At 67.0% G+C, this 19,837-nt stretch carries 16 protein-coding genes and 1 tRNA gene; 12 read left to right on the top strand and 5 right to left on the bottom strand.

Annotated features, from left to right (window positions below):
- Window positions 1-10: 10 nt before the first annotated feature.
- Entirely contained in the window at window positions 11-1,444 is a 1,434-nt protein-coding gene (locus N0D28_RS02045) for a DEAD/DEAH box helicase (protein ID WP_260560749.1), read from the bottom strand.
- Between the two features lie 375 nt (window positions 1,445-1,819).
- Here N0D28_RS02045 and N0D28_RS02050 point away from each other — a divergent pair.
- A tRNA-Trp gene (locus N0D28_RS02050) sits at window positions 1,820-1,895 on the top strand.
- Between the two features lie 67 nt (window positions 1,896-1,962).
- On the opposite strand, the gene N0D28_RS02055 is transcribed toward N0D28_RS02050, so the two are convergent.
- Together N0D28_RS02055 and N0D28_RS02060 are read right to left on the bottom strand one after the other, a co-directional pair.
- Window positions 1,963-3,198, bottom strand: a complete 1,236-nt coding sequence (locus tag N0D28_RS02055; protein ID WP_260560750.1) for an MFS transporter — start codon at window positions 3,196-3,198, stop codon at window positions 1,963-1,965.
- 209 nt (window positions 3,199-3,407) lie between these two features.
- Window positions 3,408-3,671 carry a hypothetical protein gene (locus N0D28_RS02060; RefSeq protein WP_260560751.1) on the bottom strand — a complete coding sequence of 88 codons (264 nt, stop codon included), beginning with the start codon at window positions 3,669-3,671 and terminating at the stop codon, window positions 3,408-3,410.
- 41 nt (window positions 3,672-3,712) lie between these two features.
- Here N0D28_RS02060 and N0D28_RS02065 point away from each other — a divergent pair, with 41 nt between their 5' ends.
- From N0D28_RS02065 to N0D28_RS02100, 8 genes are all read left to right on the top strand, one after another.
- The gene (locus tag N0D28_RS02065; protein WP_260560752.1) at window positions 3,713-4,378 is read left to right on the top strand and encodes an MBL fold metallo-hydrolase; all 666 of its coding nucleotides are present in this window, start codon (window positions 3,713-3,715) and stop codon (window positions 4,376-4,378) included.
- Between the two features lie 59 nt (window positions 4,379-4,437).
- Window positions 4,438-5,121 carry a response regulator transcription factor gene (locus tag N0D28_RS02070; RefSeq protein WP_260560753.1) on the top strand — a complete coding sequence of 228 codons (684 nt, stop codon included), beginning with the start codon at window positions 4,438-4,440 and terminating at the stop codon, window positions 5,119-5,121.
- Window positions 5,109-6,068 (top strand): sensor histidine kinase, encoded by a 960-nt coding sequence (locus N0D28_RS02075; protein ID WP_260560754.1) that lies wholly within the window; start codon window positions 5,109-5,111, stop codon window positions 6,066-6,068. Before N0D28_RS02070 ends, N0D28_RS02075 begins: the two co-directional genes overlap by 13 nt.
- 119 nt (window positions 6,069-6,187) lie before the next feature.
- A complete protein-coding gene (gene phoU / locus N0D28_RS02080; protein ID WP_260560755.1) occupies window positions 6,188-6,844 on the top strand; it encodes a phosphate signaling complex protein PhoU in 657 nt (218 codons plus the stop codon).
- 323 nt (window positions 6,845-7,167) lie between these two features.
- Window positions 7,168-8,907, top strand: a complete 1,740-nt coding sequence (locus tag N0D28_RS02085) for a long-chain-fatty-acid--CoA ligase (RefSeq protein WP_260560756.1) — start codon at window positions 7,168-7,170, stop codon at window positions 8,905-8,907.
- 64 nt (window positions 8,908-8,971) lie between these two features.
- A complete protein-coding gene (locus N0D28_RS02090; protein ID WP_260560757.1) occupies window positions 8,972-9,349 on the top strand; it encodes a response regulator in 378 nt (125 codons plus the stop codon).
- A gap of 58 nt (window positions 9,350-9,407) precedes the next feature.
- Entirely contained in the window at window positions 9,408-11,825 is a 2,418-nt protein-coding gene (locus N0D28_RS02095; RefSeq protein WP_260560758.1) for a transglycosylase domain-containing protein, read from the top strand.
- A 101-nt stretch (window positions 11,826-11,926) separates the two neighbouring features.
- Complete coding sequence (locus N0D28_RS02100; protein WP_376777646.1) at window positions 11,927-12,337, top strand: penicillin-binding protein; 411 nt, start codon at window positions 11,927-11,929, stop codon at window positions 12,335-12,337.
- Between the two features lie 110 nt (window positions 12,338-12,447).
- On the opposite strand, the gene N0D28_RS02105 is transcribed toward N0D28_RS02100, so the two are convergent.
- Window positions 12,448-15,378 carry a bifunctional diguanylate cyclase/phosphodiesterase gene (locus tag N0D28_RS02105; RefSeq protein ID WP_260560760.1) on the bottom strand — a complete coding sequence of 977 codons (2,931 nt, stop codon included), beginning with the start codon at window positions 15,376-15,378 and terminating at the stop codon, window positions 12,448-12,450.
- A 140-nt stretch (window positions 15,379-15,518) separates the two neighbouring features.
- Between N0D28_RS02105 and ispF the strand changes: the two genes are divergently transcribed.
- The 3 genes from ispF to N0D28_RS02120 all read left to right on the top strand — a co-directional run bounded on the left by ispF (window position 15,519) and on the right by N0D28_RS02120 (window position 18,311).
- Window positions 15,519-15,992, top strand: coding sequence for a 2-C-methyl-D-erythritol 2,4-cyclodiphosphate synthase (gene ispF, locus N0D28_RS02110; RefSeq protein WP_260560761.1), 474 nt, complete (start codon window positions 15,519-15,521; stop codon window positions 15,990-15,992).
- Entirely contained in the window at window positions 15,989-16,468 is a 480-nt protein-coding gene (locus N0D28_RS02115; protein WP_260560762.1) for a TrmH family RNA methyltransferase, read from the top strand. The genes ispF and N0D28_RS02115 overlap by 4 nt, the downstream gene beginning before the upstream one ends.
- A gap of 112 nt (window positions 16,469-16,580) precedes the next feature.
- Complete coding sequence (locus N0D28_RS02120) at window positions 16,581-18,311, top strand: S8 family peptidase (protein ID WP_260560763.1); 1,731 nt, start codon at window positions 16,581-16,583, stop codon at window positions 18,309-18,311.
- A gap of 17 nt (window positions 18,312-18,328) precedes the next feature.
- On the opposite strand, the gene N0D28_RS02125 is transcribed toward N0D28_RS02120, so the two are convergent.
- A complete protein-coding gene (locus N0D28_RS02125) occupies window positions 18,329-19,798 on the bottom strand; it encodes a glycoside hydrolase family 3 N-terminal domain-containing protein (protein ID WP_260560764.1) in 1,470 nt (489 codons plus the stop codon).
- Window positions 19,799-19,837 lie beyond the last annotated feature (39 nt).

Raw genomic sequence — 19,837 nt, forward strand, 5'->3', positions numbered from 1 at the left:
CGTTCTCTACTCAGCGGCGACGGCGGGCCGGTTGCGGCCCCACACGCCCGCCACCGATGTCGTTTCCGGCGGGGCGGCTGGGGCGCTGGCCCTGGCCGCTGCTGCTTGACTGACCACTCCTCGGCTGACTGGCACGCGCCTGGCTCTGTCCACCGCTCGACTGACCACCTGAATGGCCACCCGATTGCCCGCCGCGACCACCCTGCTGGCTCCGGCCACCGCGTCCGCCCTGGGCGGGACGGGGCTGCTCCAGCTTGCCTTCCACCTTGGCGTGGTAGTCGAAGCCCTCCAGGTTGCGGCGACTAAGGGTGCGCTTGGTAAAGCGCTCGATGCTGCGGATCTCGTCCTCTTCCTGCGGGCTAACCAGGGTAAAGGCGGTGCCGCTCTTGCCTGCACGGGCGGTGCGTCCGGCACGGTGGACATAGTCCTCGGCGGCCACCGGCACGTCGAAGTTGACGACGTGGCCCAGCGAGTCGATGTCGATGCCGCGCGCGGCGATGTCGGTGGCGACCAGCACCCGGTATTTGCCGCTCTTGAAGCCGGAGAGCGCCTCGGTGCGGGCGTTCTGCGAGCGGTTGCCGTGAATGCGCTCGGCGCTGATGCCGGCGTTGACGAGTTGCTCGGTGAGGCGGTTGGCGCGGTGCTTGGTGCGGGTAAACACCAGCACGCTGTCCATGTTGATCTCAGCGTCGGCCAGCAGGCCGATCAAGAGCTTGGACTTGAGTTCGCCGTGGACCGGGTACAGCGCCTCGGCGATCATGTCATTGGTGCGCCCTCCGTGCTTGACGCCCACACGCACCGGATTCTGCTGAAATTCCCCGGCCAGCTTGAGGATGCTGTCGGGCATGGTGGCCGAGAACAGCAGCGTCTGGCGCTGGGCGGGAATGGCCCGCAGCACCCGGCGGATGTCGGGCAAGAAGCCCAGGTCGAGCATCCGGTCAGCCTCGTCGAGGACCAGCACCTCCAGCGCCGAGAAGTTGATATTGCCCTGGCCGATGTGGTCGAGGAGTCGTCCCGGCGTGGCGATCACGATGTCAGTTCCGGCCCTCAGGGCTTTTTGCTGCGGTCCCTGCGAGACGCCGCCGAAGATGCTGACGACCTTGAGGTGGGTATTGTCGATCAAAACGCGGGCCACTTCCTCGATCTGGGCGGCCAGTTCGCGGGTGGGGGCCAGCACCAGGGCGCGGGTGCCGCGTGCGCGCTGGGTCAGCAGCCGCTCGATGACCGGCAGCAAAAAGGCCACGGTCTTGCCGGAGCCGGTGGCGGCGGTGCCCAGCACGTCCTTGCCCTGGCGGGCGGGCGGCAGTGCCAGGCCCTGAATCTCGGTGGGGGTGGTGTAGTTCAGGGCGTCGATGGCGGCCCGGAGCGGGGCGGGCAACTGCATTTCCTGAAAGGTGAAGACAGGAGCGCTGTCGGTGGGGCGGGGTGCGTCGAGTACAGTCATCAAACAACCTCACGGACGTCTGCCTGCTGGCAATGTCCGGTCTTTTTAAGAAAGCGGCAAAAATTCGCCAGCCCTGCGGCGAAGGGGGTGTGCCAGGTGGTCAACACGATGAACGTCTGAGGTTCATCTGGCCGCAGTGTTGTGTCAGTAAAACTCGGGGAAGATCAGGGCAGCGGCCCGCTTGAACCGAGTCTAACGCATGGCGAGGACTAGAGGGCCCTGCTGAGACCCTGACGTCGTATCTGGAGTGCCACTGCCACGGGAACACCCCGCCGCTGCGGAGGACGTTTGGCCCGGCTTGCACGCCCACAAAGGCAGTGCTACACTGTTGAAGCTTCTGGAACGGCCCGCTCAGGCGGCGCACGATTTGGGCAAGGGTTCTTAGCTCAGTTGGTAGAGCATCGGTCTCCAAAACCGAGGGTCGTAGGTTCAAGTCCTGCAGGGCCCGCCAGAATAAACCTCGTCACCAGACGGGGTTTTTCTTTTTGGCTTGCCTAGAGGGCCTTGCTGTGCGGTACTCAGCCCTCTTTGGCCGGTACGTTGTCGCCGGACATGTCTTCGGCGGACATATTTTCTTTTGGCAGGCTGCGGCCCAGCCCCCAGACGGTCAGGAGCCCCACCATCAGCAGGGTCAGCCAGGTCAGGGCGGGCCAGGCCAGCGACTTCCCCAGGTCGACCAGCACGCCCCCGAGCACGCTGCCCAGCGCTCCGCCCAGCCCCAGCGACAATGCGCCGAGTCCGAAGTAACTGCCCATCAGCTGCGGCGGGGCCATCCGGGCGGTGATGGTCTGCTGGGTCGGAAACACCACCATGCCGCCCAGGCTCAGGAGGGCAGTGCAGGCCAGCAGCGCCGCGAAGGAGTGGGCCAGGGCCATGCTGCCCAGACCGAGGGCGGCCAGCCCCACGCCGCCCATCAGAATCTGTCGGCCTGTGAAGTGTCGTCCGGCCAACAGCACCACCGGGTACTGCAACAAGACGGCCAGCCCCGCCTGGAGGGCGTAGAGCGGCCCGGTTGCCGTTGGCCCGGCCAGCTCCACGGCCCGCAGCGTAACCGCCACATTGATCTGGGTCGATAAGACGAAATAGCCGCTCAGCGTCAGGGTAAAGAGTACGAAGCGCCGGTCGCGCACCACCGTGAGCAGGCCGCCCAGGCCGCTACCGGTCTTCTGGGTGCCGGGGATTGGCGGCACGGCCAGCATCAGGATGCCCAGCGACACCAGATACGCGCATGCCGAGGTCAGTGCCACGGTGCGGAAGGCCAGGTTTGAAAGCGCCGCTCCGATCAGGGGGCCGATGACCATGCCGAGGTTACCGGCCATGCTCATCAGGGAAAAGACCCGCACCCGGTTTTCTGGCGTGCTCAGCGCTGTCACCGCCGCGTTCTTGGGCGCGTCGAACAGGCCGCCGCCCACCCCCGCCAGAATGCTTGAGGCCAGCAGCGCCGGAAAGCTGGTACTCAGGCCCATCGCCGCGAAACCCAGCGCCCTGGTCAGCAGGCCCAGGGCAATCAGCGGGCGGGGGCCGGTGCGGTCGGAGAGTGCGCCGCCGAACACCGTCAGGCCCTGCTGGGTCAGCTGACGGGTGCCGAGCACTGCGCCGACGCTCAGGGCGCTCCAGCCCAGGCCGAACCCGAAATGCACCGTGATGAGCGGAATCACCATGAAAAACCCGCCCCACATCAGGAAGTTGTTGACCATCAGGGCCACCAGGCCGCCGGGCAGACTCAACCGGGTCATCGCAAAACGGGCAGACACGGGGACCAGTCTGCCCGTTTTGCGCCAGCCGTGTGGCGACTTCCTTCAGGGGAGCTTAGAGCCTATCCGGAAAGTCCGGGCATTGAGAGCCGAAAGGCTGCCCACAACGTGATTTTTAGCTTTATCACTTCCGAATGAGCAGCGAAGTGCGAGTAAAGCGTCCCAGAGCGGCTTTCTAGACATTGTCTCGTTATTTTCCGGATAGGCTCTTAGTCCTGGCCCGAGTTTTCCCCGGCGTCCTGCTGGCCCTCCAACTCGGCCACCCGCGCTTCCAGGACCATCACCCGGCGCAGCAGCGCGGCCAGCGGCAGGGCGTAGTGGTCGTAGAGCTTGGGGCGCTCCATCTTCAACGTTCCGGCCATCCAGCCGGAGAGCAGGCGCTCGGCCCCGCTCAGCACCTCGTCGTCGTGGACCTCGGCCGCAGAGCGGCCCTGGAGCAGTTCACGGGCAAAATTGAGTTCACGGTCTTCCATCTGCTCAGTCTGCCGCGTCTGGCGGGGTTTAGACTGTCGCCATGACTCTAGGCAGCCCCCGTCCCACCGCCGCCGAACATGGCCCCCTGCGGGTCGCCAGCCTCGCCACCGGACCCTTGCAGGAAAATGCCGTGCTGGTCTGGGACGCCGCCAGCGCCGAGGGCTTCTTGATCGATCCCGGCGATGAGGCCGGGCGCGTCCTGAGCTGGATCATGACGCTGGGCGTCAAGGTCAAGGCCATCTTGCTCACCCACGCCCACTTCGACCATATCGGCGCGGTGCAGCCGCTACGGGAAGCGCTGAACGTGCCGGTCTGGCTGCACGAGCGCGATCTGGACCTCTACCGCGCTGGGGCGAGCAGCGCCGCCCGCTGGAACCTGCCGTTCGTGCAGCCCGCCGACCCCGAGCACTTTATTCGCCAGGATCAGGTGTTCACGGCAGGCAAACTCAACCTCACCGCCCGCGAACTGCCGGGGCATGCGCCGGGCCACGTGGTACTGCTCGGCGAGGGGCTGGCGGTGGTGGGCGACACGCTGTTTCAGGGCGGCATCGGGCGCACCGATCTGCCGGGCGGCAACCATCCCCAGCTGATGCAGGGCATTGCCGCTGAGCTGCTGAGCCTGCCGCCCGATACGGCCATTTACCCCGGCCACGGCGAGAGCAGCAGCATCGGCGTGGAGCGGGCCAGCAATCCGTTCTTGCTGTAGGGCTCCAGTGATCCGGCGCGGCTGACATCCCCCTGACCTGGGCTGCCAGAATAAGCAGTGTGAGCCATGTGGTGGTCATCGAAGACGAGGGCACGGTGCAGAGCGTGCTGAAATTTCACCTGGAGCGGGCCGGACTGCAGGTGTCGGCCTTCGCAGCGGTGGAAGAGGCCCTGCCGAGCCTCGACAGGGCCGACGCCCTGGTGCTCGACTGGATGCTACCGGGCGAGAGCGGGCTGAGTTTCCTACGGCGGCTGCGCGCCGACCCGGAGCTGCGAAAACTGCCGGTGCTGATGCTCACCGCCCGCGCCGCCGAGGCCGAGCGGGTCGAGGGCCTGGAATCGGGCGCGGACGACTATCTCACCAAGCCGTTTTCCGCCGCCGAACTGGTGGCGCGGGTGCGGGCGCTCTTGAGGCGCACCCAGGCGAGTGTGCCGCAGGTTGTCACGCTGGGGCCGCTGACGATCGACGTGCCCGCCGCCGAGGCCCGCAAGGATACGCTGAGCCTCAATCTGACCCGCCGCGAATTCGATCTGCTGACGTTTCTGGCGCTCAACGCCGGGCGGGTCTACTCGCGCACCGAACTGCTCGACAAGGTCTGGGGCGCGGACTTCCTGGGCGGCGAGCGCACCGTCGATCAGCACGTCACGCAGCTTCGCGCCCACCTCGGCGACGATCCATCCAGCCCGCGTTTTCTGGAAACGGTGCGCGGCAAGGGCTACCGGATGCGGACATGGACCCCCTGAGCGCTGGGCGGCTGCCCCTGCCCGAGACGCCGCAGGCCTGGCAGGACACCCTGCCGCAGGCGGTGGTGCTGTTCGAGGAAGGCCGCATCACCCATCTCAACGCCGCCGCCGCCCGGCTGTGGGGGGTCAGCAGCGAGCGGGCGGCGGGGCGGCCCCTGCTGGAAGTGCTGCGCCGCCACACCCTGGAGGCCCTGGCCGAGCGCGGCGGCGAACTCGAACTCGACGTGTCGGGCCGCACCCTGCGCTGCCAGGCGGTGCCGGGAGCCTTGATCGTCGAGGACGTGACCGACCACCGCCGCCGCGAGGCCGAGCTGCGGGAAGCCACCGCCATTCTCTCGCACGAGTTCCGCACCCCCGTCACCGGGCTACGCGGCGTGCTGGAAGCGCTGGAATATGCCATGCCCAGCGAGATGCAGCAGGTGTTCGTCAAGCAGGGCCTTCAGGAAGTCGAGCGCCTGGCGCGGCTGGTGGAAGACCTGGCGGTGGGATTCCGGCCTACCCGCGCCCGCACCGTGCCGCTGAGCGAGGTGTTCGCCCGCGCCGAGCGGCTGCTGTCCAGTGAACTGGGCGCACACGCTGCCCGGCTGCACTTCGGAGACGACCATCTGGTGCGCGTCGATCCCGATAAATTACTGCAAATTCTGCTCAACCTTATCGAGAACGCCCTCAAATACGGCCCACGCGGCGGCGCGGTGGAGGTGCGGGCCTGCGCGCGCGGCGCGTGGATCGAGGTCTCGGTCAGTGACGAGGGCGAGGCGCTGAGCGGCACCGAGCATCTCTTCCAGGCCCACACGCGCGGTGAGGGTGTGCTGGGTCTGGGCAGCGGCATGGGCCTTTATATTGTCCGCAGCATCGTGCAGGGCTGGGGCGGTCAGGCCTGGGCGGAGCGGCGGGGCGGGCGAAACGCCTTTCTCTTCACCCTGCCGGGGGTCGCTGGACTGACCTGAACCCTGAAGCGTGGCCGGGCAGCAGACCGGGACCTGACAGTCGGCTCCTACGGTCAGACCGAGACGGTGAGAGAGACGGGCTGCCAGCGACCATAGATCACCACCCAAGGAGTCGGAAGATGCGCGAAGTGCTGGAACAAGATTTGCAAAAAGTCCTCAGTGACGCCCTGGAGATGCTCGGTACGGTGGAGCGGATGCTGCCGATGGCCGCCGATGTGCTGCTGCACCAGAATGTCAAGCGGCTGCCGGAAATCCGCGCAGTGGACCGTGAGGTGGACGCGCTGGAAGCCAAGATTGAGGCCGAGTGCCTGAGAATCATCGCCCTGCACCAGCCGGTGGCCCGCGATCTGCGGCTGGTGGCGCTCGTCCTCAAGAGCTTGTCGGACATCGAGCGGATGGGTGACTACGCCGTGCACGTCGCTGCCGACGGCGCGGAACTGGCGCAGGCCGCGCCCCTCAAGCGCTACGTCAACCTGGGCCGGATGCTGGAACGCCTTCAGGAAATGAGTGTGCAGCTGCGCGCCGCCATCACCGAACGCGACCTCGCCAAGGCCAGCGACGCCCTCCAGATGGACGACGAGGTGGACGACCTCTACGAGCAGATTCAGCGCGAATTGGTCACATACATGCTCGAAGACCCCCGCAATATCTCCAAGAGCCTGACCCTGATGCGGGTGGGCCGCAGCCTGGAGCGCATCGGCGACCACATGGAGAACGTGGCCGAGCGGCTGCCTTACTGGCTCACCGGCCAGCGCGAGGGACAAATCAGAGACTGAGTTGGGTTGGGTTGGGTTCGCCCGGCGGCCTCTCCCTGACTGAATTTCCCGCTCCTATTCCCACAATTCAACTCCTGATGAGCGCAGCCCGCCCCGTGAGCTGCGCTTCGTGCTGCCGCGCCTGGGCGGGCAACTTCCAGCTGCCCCGCCGCGTATTCAGAGGCAGTCTCCCCCACCGCCCCGACACCCCACCTGGGAACAGTCGCGCCCCGACTTTGTACTCGGTTTAAATATTTGCTAGACTGGGTTCAAAATCTTTCCGTACCCTCTTCACACAGCGCCGCTGCGCCCACTTCCCGGCGCAGGCCAAAGGAGTTTCACTGATGCAAAGGCCCTGGCTCGAGCACTACGAACAAGGCGTGCCCCACGAATTCACGGGCGAGATGCTGACGCTGCCGCAACTGCTGGAGCGCGCCTCGGAGACGTTCGCCGCCCGGCCCGCGCTGGAGTTTCTGGGCCACCGGCAGACCTACCGCCAGCTGTGGGCCAACGTGCAGCACTTCGCGGCGGCCCTGCAACACCTCGGCGTGCAGCAGGGAGACCGGGTGGCCGTGATGCTGCCCAACACCCCGCAGTTCGTGGTGGCCTTTTTCGGAGCGTCGCTGGCGGGCGCGGTGGTGGTCAACACCTCGCCGCTCTCCACCGCCCAGGAACTCGAACACCATCTCACCGACTGCGGCGCGAGCGTGCTGGTGATGCTCGACAGCTTCTACCCGCGTTTCGCCGAGATCGAGCACAGCCCGGCCCTGGGCGTGCGGCGGGTCATCGTCACCGGTATTCAGGACGCTCTGCCGTTTCCCAAGAATTTGCTCTACCCTTTGCTCGAAAAGCGCAAGGGCACCTGGGTCGACGTGAAGGAGAGCGGCAAAGTGGTTGGCTTCGTGCACCTCTTCGAGCGCCACTTTGCCGCGCCGACGCCGAGCAGTCTTCAGCCGGACGACGTGGCGCTGCTCCAGTACACCGGCGGCACCACCGGGATGCCCAAGGGCGCGATGCTGACCCATCGTAACCTGGTCGCCAACGCCCAGCAGGCCGTCAGTTGGATGCCGGGTCTGCGGGAAGGTCAGGAGGTGACGCTGGGGGCCATCCCGTTCTTCCACGTCTACGGCATGACCGTGGCCATGAATCTGAGCCTGCTGATCGGCGCGAACATCGTCCTGATTCCCAATCCGCGCGATCTCAAGACGCTGCTGAGCGCCATCGAGAAGAGCGGCGTGACCCTCTTTCCCGGCGTGCCGACCCTGTACAACGCCATCAACAACTCGCCGCTGACCTCCGGGTACGACCTCAAGACGGTGCGGGCCTGCATCTCCGGCAGTGCGCCGCTGCCCGCCGAGACGGCCCGGCAATTTCGGGAGATCACCGGCGGAGCCAATCTGGTGGAAGGTTACGGCCTGACCGAGGCCAGCCCGATCACCCACACCAACCCGGTGGGCGGCGAGCAGAGAGAGGGCATCGGGCTGCCGCTGCCGGGTATCGACGCCAGCATCCGGGACGATCAGGGGCAGGCCGTGCCCACCGGCGAGATCGGCGAGCTGTGGGTGGCCGGGCCCAACATCATGGCCGGGTACTGGCAACGCCCCGAGGCCACTGCCCAGACCATCCGCGAGGAGAATGGGCTGCGCTGGCTGCTGACCGGCGATCTGGCGACCATGGACGGGGGCGGCTATTTCAAGATCGTGGACCGCAAGAAGGAACTGATTCTGGTGGGCGGACACAATGTCTACCCGCGTGAGGTGGAGGAAGTGCTCTACCAGCATCCCGCCGTGCTGGAAGCCGCCGTGATCGGCGTGCCCGACGAGTACCGGGGTGAGAGTGTCAAGGCGTTCGTGGTGCTCAAGCCGGAGCGGAGCGCCGCAGAGGCCGAGATCATCACCTTTTGCCGGGGGCAACTCAGCGCCTACAAAGCGCCGCGTCAGGTCGAATTTCGCTCAGCCCTGCCCCTCTCGGCGGCGGGCAAGGTGCTGCGCCGGGTGCTGGCCGACGAGGAGAGGGCCGGGCGGATGGCCGCTGAAAAAGCAGAGAAAAACGACCTGGCGGGGGCAGCGGCGAAACCGGTCTAGCCTGCGCCTCTCTCTCACCCGACTTCGCAGTTGCGGCCCCGGCGCTGCACTATGATGAATCAATATGTCGTATACCATCCTCGTCGCAGACGATGAACCGGCCATCCGCACCATGCTGGAAGTCATCCTGTCGGCAGATGGGCACCAAATCGTGGCGGTTTCCGATGGCAAGTCCGCGCTGGAATACCTCCAGACCCACACCCCCGACGTGATGCTCCTGGACATCCACATGCCGTACATGGACGGTTTTGAAATCTGCTCGCGGGTCAAGCGCATCAAGCGGCTGCGCAACACCCCGGTGGTGCTACTGACTGCCATGGACGACGACCAGACCCGCGACCACGCCAAGCTGGTCGGTGCGGACGACATCGTGTCCAAGCCGCTGTCGGGCAAGAATCTGCGCGGACGCATCACGCACCTGATCAACGCCCGCCAGCCCTGAGAGAGCGGGCCAGCAGGCCACCCTATCAAGGCCGGGTGAAAGGCCGGGAGAAAGAGACATGTTCGTGAGGTTGCTCCTTCAGTTTCTGAAATTTATCGGCGGGCTGATCGTCGCCGTCCTGTTTGTGGGGGTGGGAGTGGCGGCCACCTACGGCACCACCTGGGCGCGCGACCTCCCCGACTTTCGCCAGCTCGACAACCTCAATCTGGGGGCCATCACCCGCGTCTACGCCCGCGACAACACCCCGCTGGGCACGCTGGTGACGCGCATCGGCGACCAGAAGGTGAGCCGCACGCTGGTCAAGCTCGATGAGATCAGTCCGTTCATGACGGCGGCCATCATCACCAACGAGGACCGGCGCTTTTTCCAGCATTACGGCCTGGACCCCTACGGGATTTTCCGCCAGTTTCGCCGCATCTCGAAGAGTGAAAGTGTGCAGGGCGGCAGCACGCTGACCAACCAGTTGGTCCGCAACACGCTGCTGCTCAAGGAATACAACCTGGCCCGCACCCCGGACCGCAAAATCAAGGAGTGGATGCTCAGTGTGCAGGTTGAGCGCGCCTTTACCAAAGAGGAGATCTTGCAGGATTACCTCAACGTCATCTACTGGGGTGACGGCGGCCCGGTGGAACTCTACGGCATCTATGCGGCCTCGCAGGCGTACTTCGGCAAGCCCCCGCGCGACCTCGATCTGGCCCAGAGCGTCTACCTCACCACATTGGTACCGAGTCCGCGTGGGCGCTACAACAATTACGCCGCTCAGCGCGGCTACATGCGCTCGCTGCTGACCCGCATGGTGCAGGACGGCTGGGTGACGCAGGAGCAGGCCAACGCCGCCTGGAAGGAAAAACTGGTGCCGCGCGGCTGGCAGGTGGCCTACGACGACGCGGGCAAACTGACCAGCGCCACGCTCGTCGACAAGACGGCGGTGTACCAGAAGGCCGTCAACACCGTTCGCTTTCCCGATTTTGTGCAGCAGGTCGAGCAGGAACTGGTGCGCCGCCTGGGCCGCGACAAGGTTTACGGCTCCGGGGGGCTGCGGGTCTACACCACCCTCGATCCCCGCATTCAACTCGGGATCGAGAAGGCCAGCCTGAATGCCAGTATTCCGCCCCGGACCACCCTGGCCGCCGTGATCAGTGACCCCTTCAACGGCGACGTGCTGGGCATGGTGGGCCAGAAACTGCGCCCCGGCGTGACCCCGCCGGAGTGGAACAACGCCGCGCAGGGCCAGCGCCAGATCGGCTCGACCATCAAGCCGCTCTTGTACACCACTGCCCTCTCGACGGGCAAATTCAATCAGCTCACCGAGCGTGACGACAAGCCGATCAGCTTTCCCTGCTCCAGTTGCGCGGGCGGCGTCTACGCGCCCAAGGACTTCGAGGGCGAGATGACCAACCGGTCCATGACCCTGCGCGAGGCCCTTGACCGCTCGCTGAATCTGCCCACCGTGCGCCTCGCCAATGATGTTGGGTTGCCGACCTTCTTCGGCAAGCTCAACGAACTCGGTCTCCCGCCAAACGACGGCACCGGGCTGGCCGCGGCGCTGGGAGCCGTCGAGACCACCCCGGTCAAGATGGCGGCAGCCTACGCGCCGTTTGCCAACGGAGGTCTGTACCATCCGCCGCGCTACATCACCCGCGTGACCACCGCGCGCGGCGAGGTGCTCTACGACGTGGCCAACAACGTGGAGCGCCCCCACCGGGTCTGGTCGCCGCAGGTCGCCTACCTGGGCCTGGACATGATTCAGGGCGTGGTTAACGACCTCACCACCCGTCAGGGCGGCTTCTCCGAACCGGCGCGCATTGTGGGCTGGCCGGTGGGCGGCAAGACCGGCACCAGCAACGGCCCCAAGGATCTGTGGTTCGTCGGCGTCAACCCGTACTACGTGGGGGCCGTCTGGATCGGCATCCAGCAGGGCGGCAACATGGCCACCAACATCTACTCGGGGGTCTGGGCACCGCCGATCTGGCACGACATGATGGTAAGCGCCCTGAATGGCAAGGCGGCCCGCAGCTTCGGACCGCCGCCGCCCGGCATTCTCAGCGTGCCGCTGCCGCCCATCGGCCCGCTGCAAACCGTTCAGGTCGCCCTGCTCGACCCCGCCTTCAAGGACGCGGCCAACACCTTCACTGATCAATTGCCCACGCGGCCCCAGTACCGCGAGGCCTCGGTGGGCACCCCCGACCCTGCCACCACCGTCATTTATGTGGACAGGAACACCGGACGGCTGGCCACCGAATTTACCAGCCCCGACGACATCGCCCCGCGCCGCATCTACACCTCACAGCTCGGCGACTACGCTCCTGACAGCAACGTGACGCCGCTGCCCGACGAGAGTGCCGACCCCGCCGCCGTCAAGGCGTTTAACCAGCCCGGCGGCAGCCTGCCCGCTACCGCGCCGCCCAGTTCCAGTCCCGCCACTCCGGCGACTCCCCCCGCGCCGGGCAGCAAGGCACCCAAGACGGGAGGCTGATTCCCACCGCTCCCAGCTGACATCGGTGGTTTACCCGCCCACAACGCCCTGGCCCCGAGCGCCGGGGCGTTTTCATCCGCTTGCCACGCGCAGGCGGCAAGATGCGGGCTATGAACCGCACCGCCGCGCCGCTGCTCTCGCTCCTGCTGGTCCTGGGCGCAGGCAACCTGACCCCGGCCCGCGCCCTGGTACGCCTGGGCGACGCGCTGCCTGCCCACCCCTGGGCCAGCAGCGCCAACGACGACGAGCGCGAGATCGTGGTGCTCTACTCGCACGACTGCGGCGATCTGGGGGAGTTGTGGAGCGCCCTGCTGCGTTCGGGGCTGCCGATCCGGGCCGTCAATGCCGAGGATGTGGCCTCCCCTGCCCCGGCGGGCCTGAGTGTCTGGCACGGCCCGGACGCCACCGCCTTTGCCCGTGCCCTGGCGGTCAGTGCTTACCCGACAGTGCTGCTGGTCCGTGGTGAGCGGGTGCTGAACGCCTGGGAGGGCACCTTCAGCGGCAAGCTATAGGCCCGACTCCGATTGAGAGGTGTTCAAAACACCTGAAAATCCGACCAACGGGAGTAAGAGTAAGACGGGTGACTGTAAGAACAGGCGGGGTGAGACAGGCCCTTCTTGCGTTAGCCCTGGACCACCTGCGCGTCGATGCTGGCCCAGAAGTTCTCGTCTGCCGGGCGGGGGCGCGCGAACAGGTAGCCCTGGCCCAGCCCGCAGCCGAGCGCCTTGAGCACTTTGAGTTCTTCCGGCGTCTCGATGCCCTCGGCGACGGCGACGAGTTGCAGGCTCTCGGCCAGGCCCAGGATCGCCTTGACCACCGGGTAATTGACCGAATTGGGCTGCAAACCGAACACAAAGGAGCGGTCCACTTTGAGGACGCTGATCGGCAGCCGCGACAGGTAGCTCAGGCTCGAAAACCCGGTGCCGAAGTCGTCAATCGAGATGGACACGCCCAGCGTGCCGAGCTGCTGCATCCGGCGCACCGACGCCTCGACGTCGCGCATCACCAATCTCTCGGTGAGTTCGAGTTCAAGGGACTGGCCGGGAAAGCCAGTTTCGTTCAGGCACCGCTCCACCATGCCCACGAAGTCCTCGCGCTCGAACTGGAGGGCCGAGACGTTGACGGCCAGCCGGACCGGGGCGCGGCCCTGACTGAGCCACTGCGCGCCCTGACGGCACACCTCGCGCAGTACCCAGGCCCCAATCGAGACGATCAGACCGGTCTCCTCGGCCACCGGAATAAACTGGGCGGGCGGCACCAGACCCAGGTGCGGATGCTTCCAGCGCAGCAGCGCTTCCAGGCCCACCACCACCTGATCCTTGAGCCTCACCTGCGGCTGGTAATGCACTTCCAGTTCGTTTTTCTCAGCGGCCCTGCGCAGGTAGGCGGCCAGTTGAAAGCGCTGGTAGGAGTGGCGGTTGAGCGAAGGCTCGAACATTGCCCAGCCCGACTTGCGGCTCTTGGCGTGGTACATCGCCAGATCGGCGCTGCGCCGCAGGGTCTCGGCGTCGTGGCCGCCCTCCGGCGTCACACTGATGCCAATCGAGGCCGTCAGGTACACCTCGCGCTCCTGCTCCTCAGCGATGAACGGCAGTTCCAGCGCCTTCAGGCAGCGCTGGGCGATCTGCACGGCGTGTTCGTTGCCAGTACCGGGCAAGATCACTGTGAATTCGTCGCCGCTGATGCGCGCCAGCAGGTCGCCCTGGCGCACGCAGCTTTGTAGCCGGACAGCGAACTCGCGCAGCATCTGGTCGCCCACCGAATGCCCCAGCGAGTCGTTGAGGCCCTTGAAATCGTCGAGGTCAATAAACAGCAGCGCCACTGGCAGCCCACCCAGCCGGGAGGTGGCGAGTGCCGACTGCAACTGCTCGATGAAGAGTGAGCGGTTGGCCAGCCCGGTGAGCGAATCATGGGTCGCCTGAAGGATCAGCCGCCGGGTCAACTGGTGGTGCTCGATGGCGACGGCGGCGAGGTGACCGGCCTTCTTCAGATCGGCCAGCAGTTCGTCGGGAAACGGACCGGGCTGCCGGGCGTAGATCGCCAGGGTGCCCAGCACCATCGCCGAGCCGTCGATGATCGGATGCGAGGCGCAGGCCCACAGCTCATTGGTCAGCAGCAGATCGAGAAAGTCGGTGCAGTTGGGGTCCCGGGTCACGTCCTCGACCACCACCAGTTCCTGACGGCTGGCCGCCGTGCCGCAGACGCCCGCGCCCTCACGCATCTCCAGGCCGTCCACGGCGCGCTGGAACGAGGGCGGCAGGCTGGGAGCCGAGCGGGTGTAGAGCCGCCCGCCCTCGTTGAGCAGGATGGTGCAGACGTAGCCGGGCCACTGGCGCTCGGTCATGGCCGTCACCTGCTCGAGCACCTCCGCCAGGGCCCGACCCTTCACGGTCATTTCCAGAATGGTGTTGCGCTCATGCTGGGCCTGCTCCTCGCGTTTGCGGGGATCGATATCCTGAAAGTACACTGCCAGGCCGCCCGCATAGGGAAAGAGCCGCATCTCCAGCCAGCGCCCGAACTGCGCCGAGAAATATTCCAGTATGCTGCTGCGCTGCTCGCTCGCGGCCCGCCGCATCTCGGCGGCGGCCTGGCTGTCCAGCGCTTCCGGAAAGAGGTCCCAGAGGTTCTGACTCAGCAACTCCGAGGCCTGGCGACCCAGCATCCGCTCGGCCTGGCGGTTGAGAAAGACGAAGCGCCACTCGCTGTCGAGTGAAACGAAGGCCTCCCGAATGCTGCTCAGCACCCGGATCACCTGGGCGTTCATCTCGCTGGCCTGCCGCTGGGCGGCCCGCAGGGTGGTGAGGTCGCGCGAACTGACCATTAGCTGAATTGGCTGCCCCGCCGCGTCGCGGACCGGCATCACGGCCATATCCCAGAACTTGCGCTGGCCTCCGGCGGTGTCACGCTCGCCCTGAAAATGACCGCGTCCCCCGGCTCCGGCGGTTGCGAGCGCTTCTCGGGCCAGTACCTGGTCCTCCACCGACCACAGCCCCAGCCAGTCCATGCCGCGCAGCGTGCTGAATTCGCTGAGTTCCAGCAGCGATTGCCCGCCCCGGTTCATCCACAGCAGCTCGTGGTTCAGACTCAGCAACTCGATGCAGTTGGGGCTACTGTCCACCAGGCTCTGGGCGAAGTCGTACTGCTGGCGCACGTCTTCCTCGGCCTGCTTGAGCAGCGTGATGTCCTCGTGAACCACCAGCAGGTACGGCGCGTCCGCAAACGGCGTGACCCGGAGCTGAAACCACCGCTCGCGCTGGGCGGTGTGGCAGGCATAGACCTGCCGGAACTCGCGGAGCTGCCCGGCCAGCACCTGCTGTATCCCCTGACCCGCCTGCCCGCGCAGGTTCGGATCACCCCCGCAGATATCCAGGTAGCGTCTTCCGATCACGCCTTGTGGAAAGGACAGGGCATACTCGGTGCCCGCCTCGGTCCAGGCCCGGTTGACAGCCACGATCAGCCCAGCCTGATTGAGCACCAGCAGCGGCGCGGGCAGGGCGTCCAGTGCTGACCGGTAAAATTGAAATGGTAATTCGGAAGTTTGCACGTCACTCATGGGGGCCTCGGAACACTTCAAGTAAAATCGACATGAGACGCCGTCTGATTTTGATTCCTCAGCATAAGGGTTGCGGGCGGCGGTACAAAATCTGAAGGAACGTTCAGGCTGACCCCCGGCGTGCCCGCTACACTCTGACGATGTTGCCTTACCGCGTCGGTTACGGAGAAGATGCCCACCGCCTGCAAGCGGGTCTGCGCCTGGTGCTGGGCGGCCTGGAGATCGTGGACGCGCCGCGCGGCGCGGTGGCCCACAGTGACGGTGACGCAGCCCTGCACACCGTTGCCGACGCGCTGCTCTCGGGCCTGGCGCTGGGCGACATCGGCCAGTATTTCCCCGACACCGATCCCGCCTGGCGGCAGCTTGACTCGGCGGATATCGTGCGGCGCTGCCTGGCCCTGGTCGGTGAGCGCGGTTACCGGCCCGCCAACCTGGCGATCGTTATCACGCTCGATCAGCCCAAGCTGGGTACGCGCCGGGCCGAGATTGCCGGACGCATCGCCGCGCTGATGCAACTCGACGCCTCGGCAGTGGGAGTCAGCTTCAAGACCAGCGAGGGCCTGGCCCCCGACCATGTGCAGGCCCGCGCGACGGTGCTGCTGGAGCGAATATGAGTGCCGATGTGCTTGAAGCAACGGCGCTGCCGCTGTGCCGGGTGGTGCTCTACTCGCCGGAGAAGGCCGGGAACGTCGGCAACGTGGCCCGCACCTGCGCCGTACTGGGGGCCGAGTTGCACCTGATCCGCCCCTACGGCTTTCATCTGCAGGACCGCGAGTTTGCCCGCGCCGTGATGGATTACCTGGAGGGTGTGACCCTCATCGAGCACGATTCCTGGACGGCACTGCAAGCGACCCTGACGCCGGAGGCGCGGGTGTGGGCCTTCTCTACCCATGCCAGTCAGCTCTACACCGACGCCGAATATCAGCGGGGCGATTACCTGCTGTTCGGGCCAGAGTCGCGCGGGCTGCCAGTGTGGTTGCGCGGGGCGCTGCCCAGCCTCAAGTTGCCGCAGCCCGGCGGGGGCCGCAGTCTGAATCTGGCGGTGGCGGCGGGCGCAGCGGCCTTCGAGGTGCAGCGGCAGCTCGGTTGAATCGTGTGGATGCATGAATGTTGGCTGAAGCTGACGCGACATGAGCCGCGCTTTCAGGCTTCTTGAACTGCGGCCCGGCACACCCGTGCCCGGAACAGCTCAAACTGAGAGGATGAAGCGATTTCCCCGGTCTGCCCTGCTGAGTGCTGGTCTGCTGCTGAGTGCCTGCTCGATCACGCCCACGCCCGGTGGGGTCTACACCGTCAGCGGCAATGTGCTCGTACCGGGGGCCGGGAGCGCCGAAGGCGGCGGGCTGGCGACGCTGGCGGTCTCTGCGCCGGCCGACTGGAGCGCGTCCCACGTGCGTGGCCAGGTGCTGCTGTCCGGCCTGAATGAAGCGGGACTCAGTGCCCAGACCCTCACGGCGCTCTCGGACGTTCGCACCCAGCGCCTGCCCTCGGCGGGCCTGACCGTGGCGTACACCCCGGCGGGTCAGAGTGACGCCGCCTTCGCCGCGCGGCTGACGGCCAGTGGTCTGATGGCCCAGCCCAATTACCGCTACCAGGCGCTCGACGTGCCGAACGACCCCGGCTTTCCCGGCAACGCGGGCATCCAGATCGGCGGGGCGGCCTATGACCAGGATTACCTGACCCGCATCAATGCCCAGGCCGCCTGGGACGAACTGGCCGCACTCGGCAGGACACCGCTGGGCGCGCGGGTGGCGGTGCTGGATACCGGTGTGAACGCCAGCCACGAGGACCTGGTCGGACGGGTGCTGCCGGGGCGCGACTTCTGCGCGGCGCTCGTCAACGGTGACTGTGTCGGCGAGGATGCGGACCCCAGTGACCTGACCACCGGCAGCGAGGCCGGGCACGGCACCTCCAGCGCGGGCCTGATCGGGGCGGCCACCAACAACGGCGAGGGGCTGGCGGGCCTGACCTGGAGCGGCCAGAACATCCTGCCGGTCAAGGTCTTCGGGGCCAGCGGTGCGGTGTCGGGGGCCACGACGGTCAGCCTCACGGCGGGCCTGAAGTACGCCGTCGCCCAGAGCGCCCAGATCATCAACCTGAGCCTGGGTTTTGCAGGCAGCAACGCCGGGCCGAACGGTGACCCGGCCCTCTCGGCGGCACTGGCAGCGGCGGCAGCGGCCAACGTGCTGGTGGTGGCAGCGGCAGGCAACACTCCAGGCGACGGCCTGTATTACCCGGCCAGCGACCCCAACGTACTGGCAGTGGGCGCGCTGGGCCGCAGCGACGCGCTGGCCTGCTACAGCGCCCGGCCCGTCAGTGGGCAAAAGGCGCTCGACCTGGTGGCCCCCGGCGGCAACGCGGGCAGCGGCACGTCGGACTGCTACCAGACCAGCCCCGACGATCTGCTGCTGCTGACCAGCGCGCCTGGCCCGGGTAGCTCTGGCACGGGCAACTCGCTCTACCGCCTCGACGCCGGAACCAGTTTCGCTGCTCCCCAGGTCAGCGGCGCGGCGTCCTTGATCCGTGCCCTGCGGCCCGATCTGACGGCAGACCAGGTGAAAAGCATCCTGATCGGCAGCGCCAGAACCGTGACGGGCGGCAGGTTGCTGGACGTGGGTGCGGCCATCACGGCGGCCTCGGCCTTCGGGAGCGGCACGGGCGGCGGCACCGTGGTTGTTCCGCCGCCCGACCCCAATCCCCTGACGTCCTACCGCCTCACGGTGAATGCCTTTCAGGGCACGGTGATGGTGTCCAAGTTCAGCAGCTCCGGAAAAATGCAGGCCGCGACCCAGCGCCTGCCCTACCGCCTCAACAACCTTTCGGCGGGAACCTACACCCTCGATGCCAGCCTGACCGTCAATGGTGTGGTGAGTCAGGGTCAGGTGCAGGTGACGGTGGGCGGCGACACCCAGCAGGATATTTCGACCCAGTAACCCCGGTTGGTTTTGCGCTACCGCTCTCTCAGCGCTGCCGCCAGCGCGCGCAGGTTGGCGGGCCGGAAGCCGTGGGTGACGACGGCAGGCAGGTCCAGCGCCGCCACGTCTTCCGGGTTCCAGAGGGCCAGGTGCAGCGCTGCCCGTCTGCGCACGGCGTCGGCCAGGCGGCGCGTCACTTCGGTCAGGCCCCAGCGTCCGGTGGTCGCCAGCAGGACTGGCACGTCCGGGAAGCGGGCCAGCAGCGCCAGGGCGGGCGCGGGGTCGTCTTCGTGGACGGCAGCCTGGAGTTGTGGGAACACCTGCCGCAGCTCCTGGGCGATGGCCTCGCCGCTGACAAAGTCGCCGTAGGGACCGCCCACCTTCGCCGTGCGCGGCGCGAGCAGCAAGACGGGCCGCTCAGGGTCGAGGCGCGGCGGTGTGCCCACCCACTGAAGCGACTGCCGCGCCCAGGTTGCCACACTGGCCTCGTCGGCCTCGCGCTGCGGCCCGGTGTAGGGTCGGGGCTGGCCGGGAAACCTCAGCGCGGCCGCGCTCAGCCGGGCCTGGGCCTCGTGTAAGCGCTCTGGAGAGAGTTGGCCCGATTTGAGTGCGCGCTCGATGGCCCCGGCGTGCTCGGCGTGGGTGGTCAGGTCGCCGTGTCCGCAGCTCAGCACCGCGTCGGCTCCGGCGTGGAGGGCCAGTGGGGCCGCCTCACCGTGAGGGTGGGCGTCGGCAATCGCCTTCATGTCGGTGGCGTCGGTGACGATGATGCCGCTGTAGCCCCAGTCTTCCCTGAGTAGACCGGTCAGCACCCGGCGTGAGAGCGTAGCAGGCTCAAAAGGGGCGAGCGCCGGGTAGACGATGTGGGCAGTCATGATGCTGCCGACGCCTGCCCGCACCGCCGCCCGGAACGGCAGCCACTCGGTCCGCTCCAGCTCACTGCGCGGCTTGTCCACCGTCGGCAGCGCCAGGTGGCTATCTAAGGCCGTGTCGCCGTGACCAGGAAAGTGCTTGACCGAACCCATTACCCCGGCGGCCTCGCTGCCCAGCGCCCAGGCCACCCCCAGCCGGGCCACCTCGCCGGGGTCAGCGCCGAAGGCCCGATCACCGATCACTGGGTTGAGCGGATTGATGTTCACGTCGAGGCTGGGCGCGAAGTTCCAGTTGAGGCCCAGCTCAATCAGCCCGCGCGCGGCGACGGCCCCGGCCTCCCGCGCTGCGTCCTCGCTGCCGATCACGCCCAGGGCCTGCGGGGTCGGCGGCATCGGTACGTCCAGCCGCCGCAGCACCGCGCCGCCCTCCTGGTCGGTAGCGATCAGGGCGTCGTGGCCCAGCGCGTCGCGGATGTCGCGGATCAGGCGGGCAGTGCGCTCCGGTGCCGAGAAGTTGCGGGCGAACAGACACACCCCGCCGAAGCCGTACTGGGCCAGGAAGCGGCCCTGCTTCGGTGTCAGGTCAGGGCCGGGCAGGTCAATGATCAGGGTGCGGGCGGCAGGCAGGGTCATGTAGCAACCTCTTTTTGCGAGGCTGGGCAGACGGGTGGG

Origin of the sequence: Deinococcus rubellus (genome assembly GCF_025244745.1) — a bacterium.
Classification (GTDB): domain Bacteria; phylum Deinococcota; class Deinococci; order Deinococcales; family Deinococcaceae; genus Deinococcus; species Deinococcus rubellus.

Excerpts from the sequence above, each read along its gene's own strand:
- phoU (WP_260560755.1), top strand. The coding sequence starts at position 6,188 with ATGCGCGAAGTGCTGGAACAAGATTTGCAAAAAGTCCTCAGTGACGCC.
- N0D28_RS02095 (WP_260560758.1), top strand. The coding sequence starts at position 9,408 with ATGTTCGTGAGGTTGCTCCTTCAGTTTCTGAAATTTATCGGCGGGCTG.
- N0D28_RS02045 (WP_260560749.1), bottom strand. The coding sequence starts at position 1,444 with ATGACTGTACTCGACGCACCCCGCCCCACCGACAGCGCTCCTGTCTTC.
- N0D28_RS02115 (WP_260560762.1), top strand. The coding sequence starts at position 15,989 with ATGAGTGCCGATGTGCTTGAAGCAACGGCGCTGCCGCTGTGCCGGGTG.
- N0D28_RS02065 (WP_260560752.1), top strand. The coding sequence starts at position 3,713 with ATGACTCTAGGCAGCCCCCGTCCCACCGCCGCCGAACATGGCCCCCTG.
- N0D28_RS02125 (WP_260560764.1), bottom strand. The coding sequence starts at position 19,798 with ATGACCCTGCCTGCCGCCCGCACCCTGATCATTGACCTGCCCGGCCCT.
- N0D28_RS02090 (WP_260560757.1), top strand. The coding sequence starts at position 8,972 with ATGTCGTATACCATCCTCGTCGCAGACGATGAACCGGCCATCCGCACC.
- N0D28_RS02085 (WP_260560756.1), top strand. The coding sequence starts at position 7,168 with ATGCAAAGGCCCTGGCTCGAGCACTACGAACAAGGCGTGCCCCACGAA.
- N0D28_RS02060 (WP_260560751.1), bottom strand. The coding sequence starts at position 3,671 with ATGGAAGACCGTGAACTCAATTTTGCCCGTGAACTGCTCCAGGGCCGC.
- ispF (WP_260560761.1), top strand. The coding sequence starts at position 15,519 with ATGTTGCCTTACCGCGTCGGTTACGGAGAAGATGCCCACCGCCTGCAA.
- N0D28_RS02120 (WP_260560763.1), top strand. The coding sequence starts at position 16,581 with ATGAAGCGATTTCCCCGGTCTGCCCTGCTGAGTGCTGGTCTGCTGCTG.
- N0D28_RS02100 (WP_376777646.1), top strand. The coding sequence starts at position 11,927 with ATGCGGGCTATGAACCGCACCGCCGCGCCGCTGCTCTCGCTCCTGCTG.
- N0D28_RS02105 (WP_260560760.1), bottom strand. The coding sequence starts at position 15,378 with ATGAGTGACGTGCAAACTTCCGAATTACCATTTCAATTTTACCGGTCA.
- N0D28_RS02075 (WP_260560754.1), top strand. The coding sequence starts at position 5,109 with ATGGACCCCCTGAGCGCTGGGCGGCTGCCCCTGCCCGAGACGCCGCAG.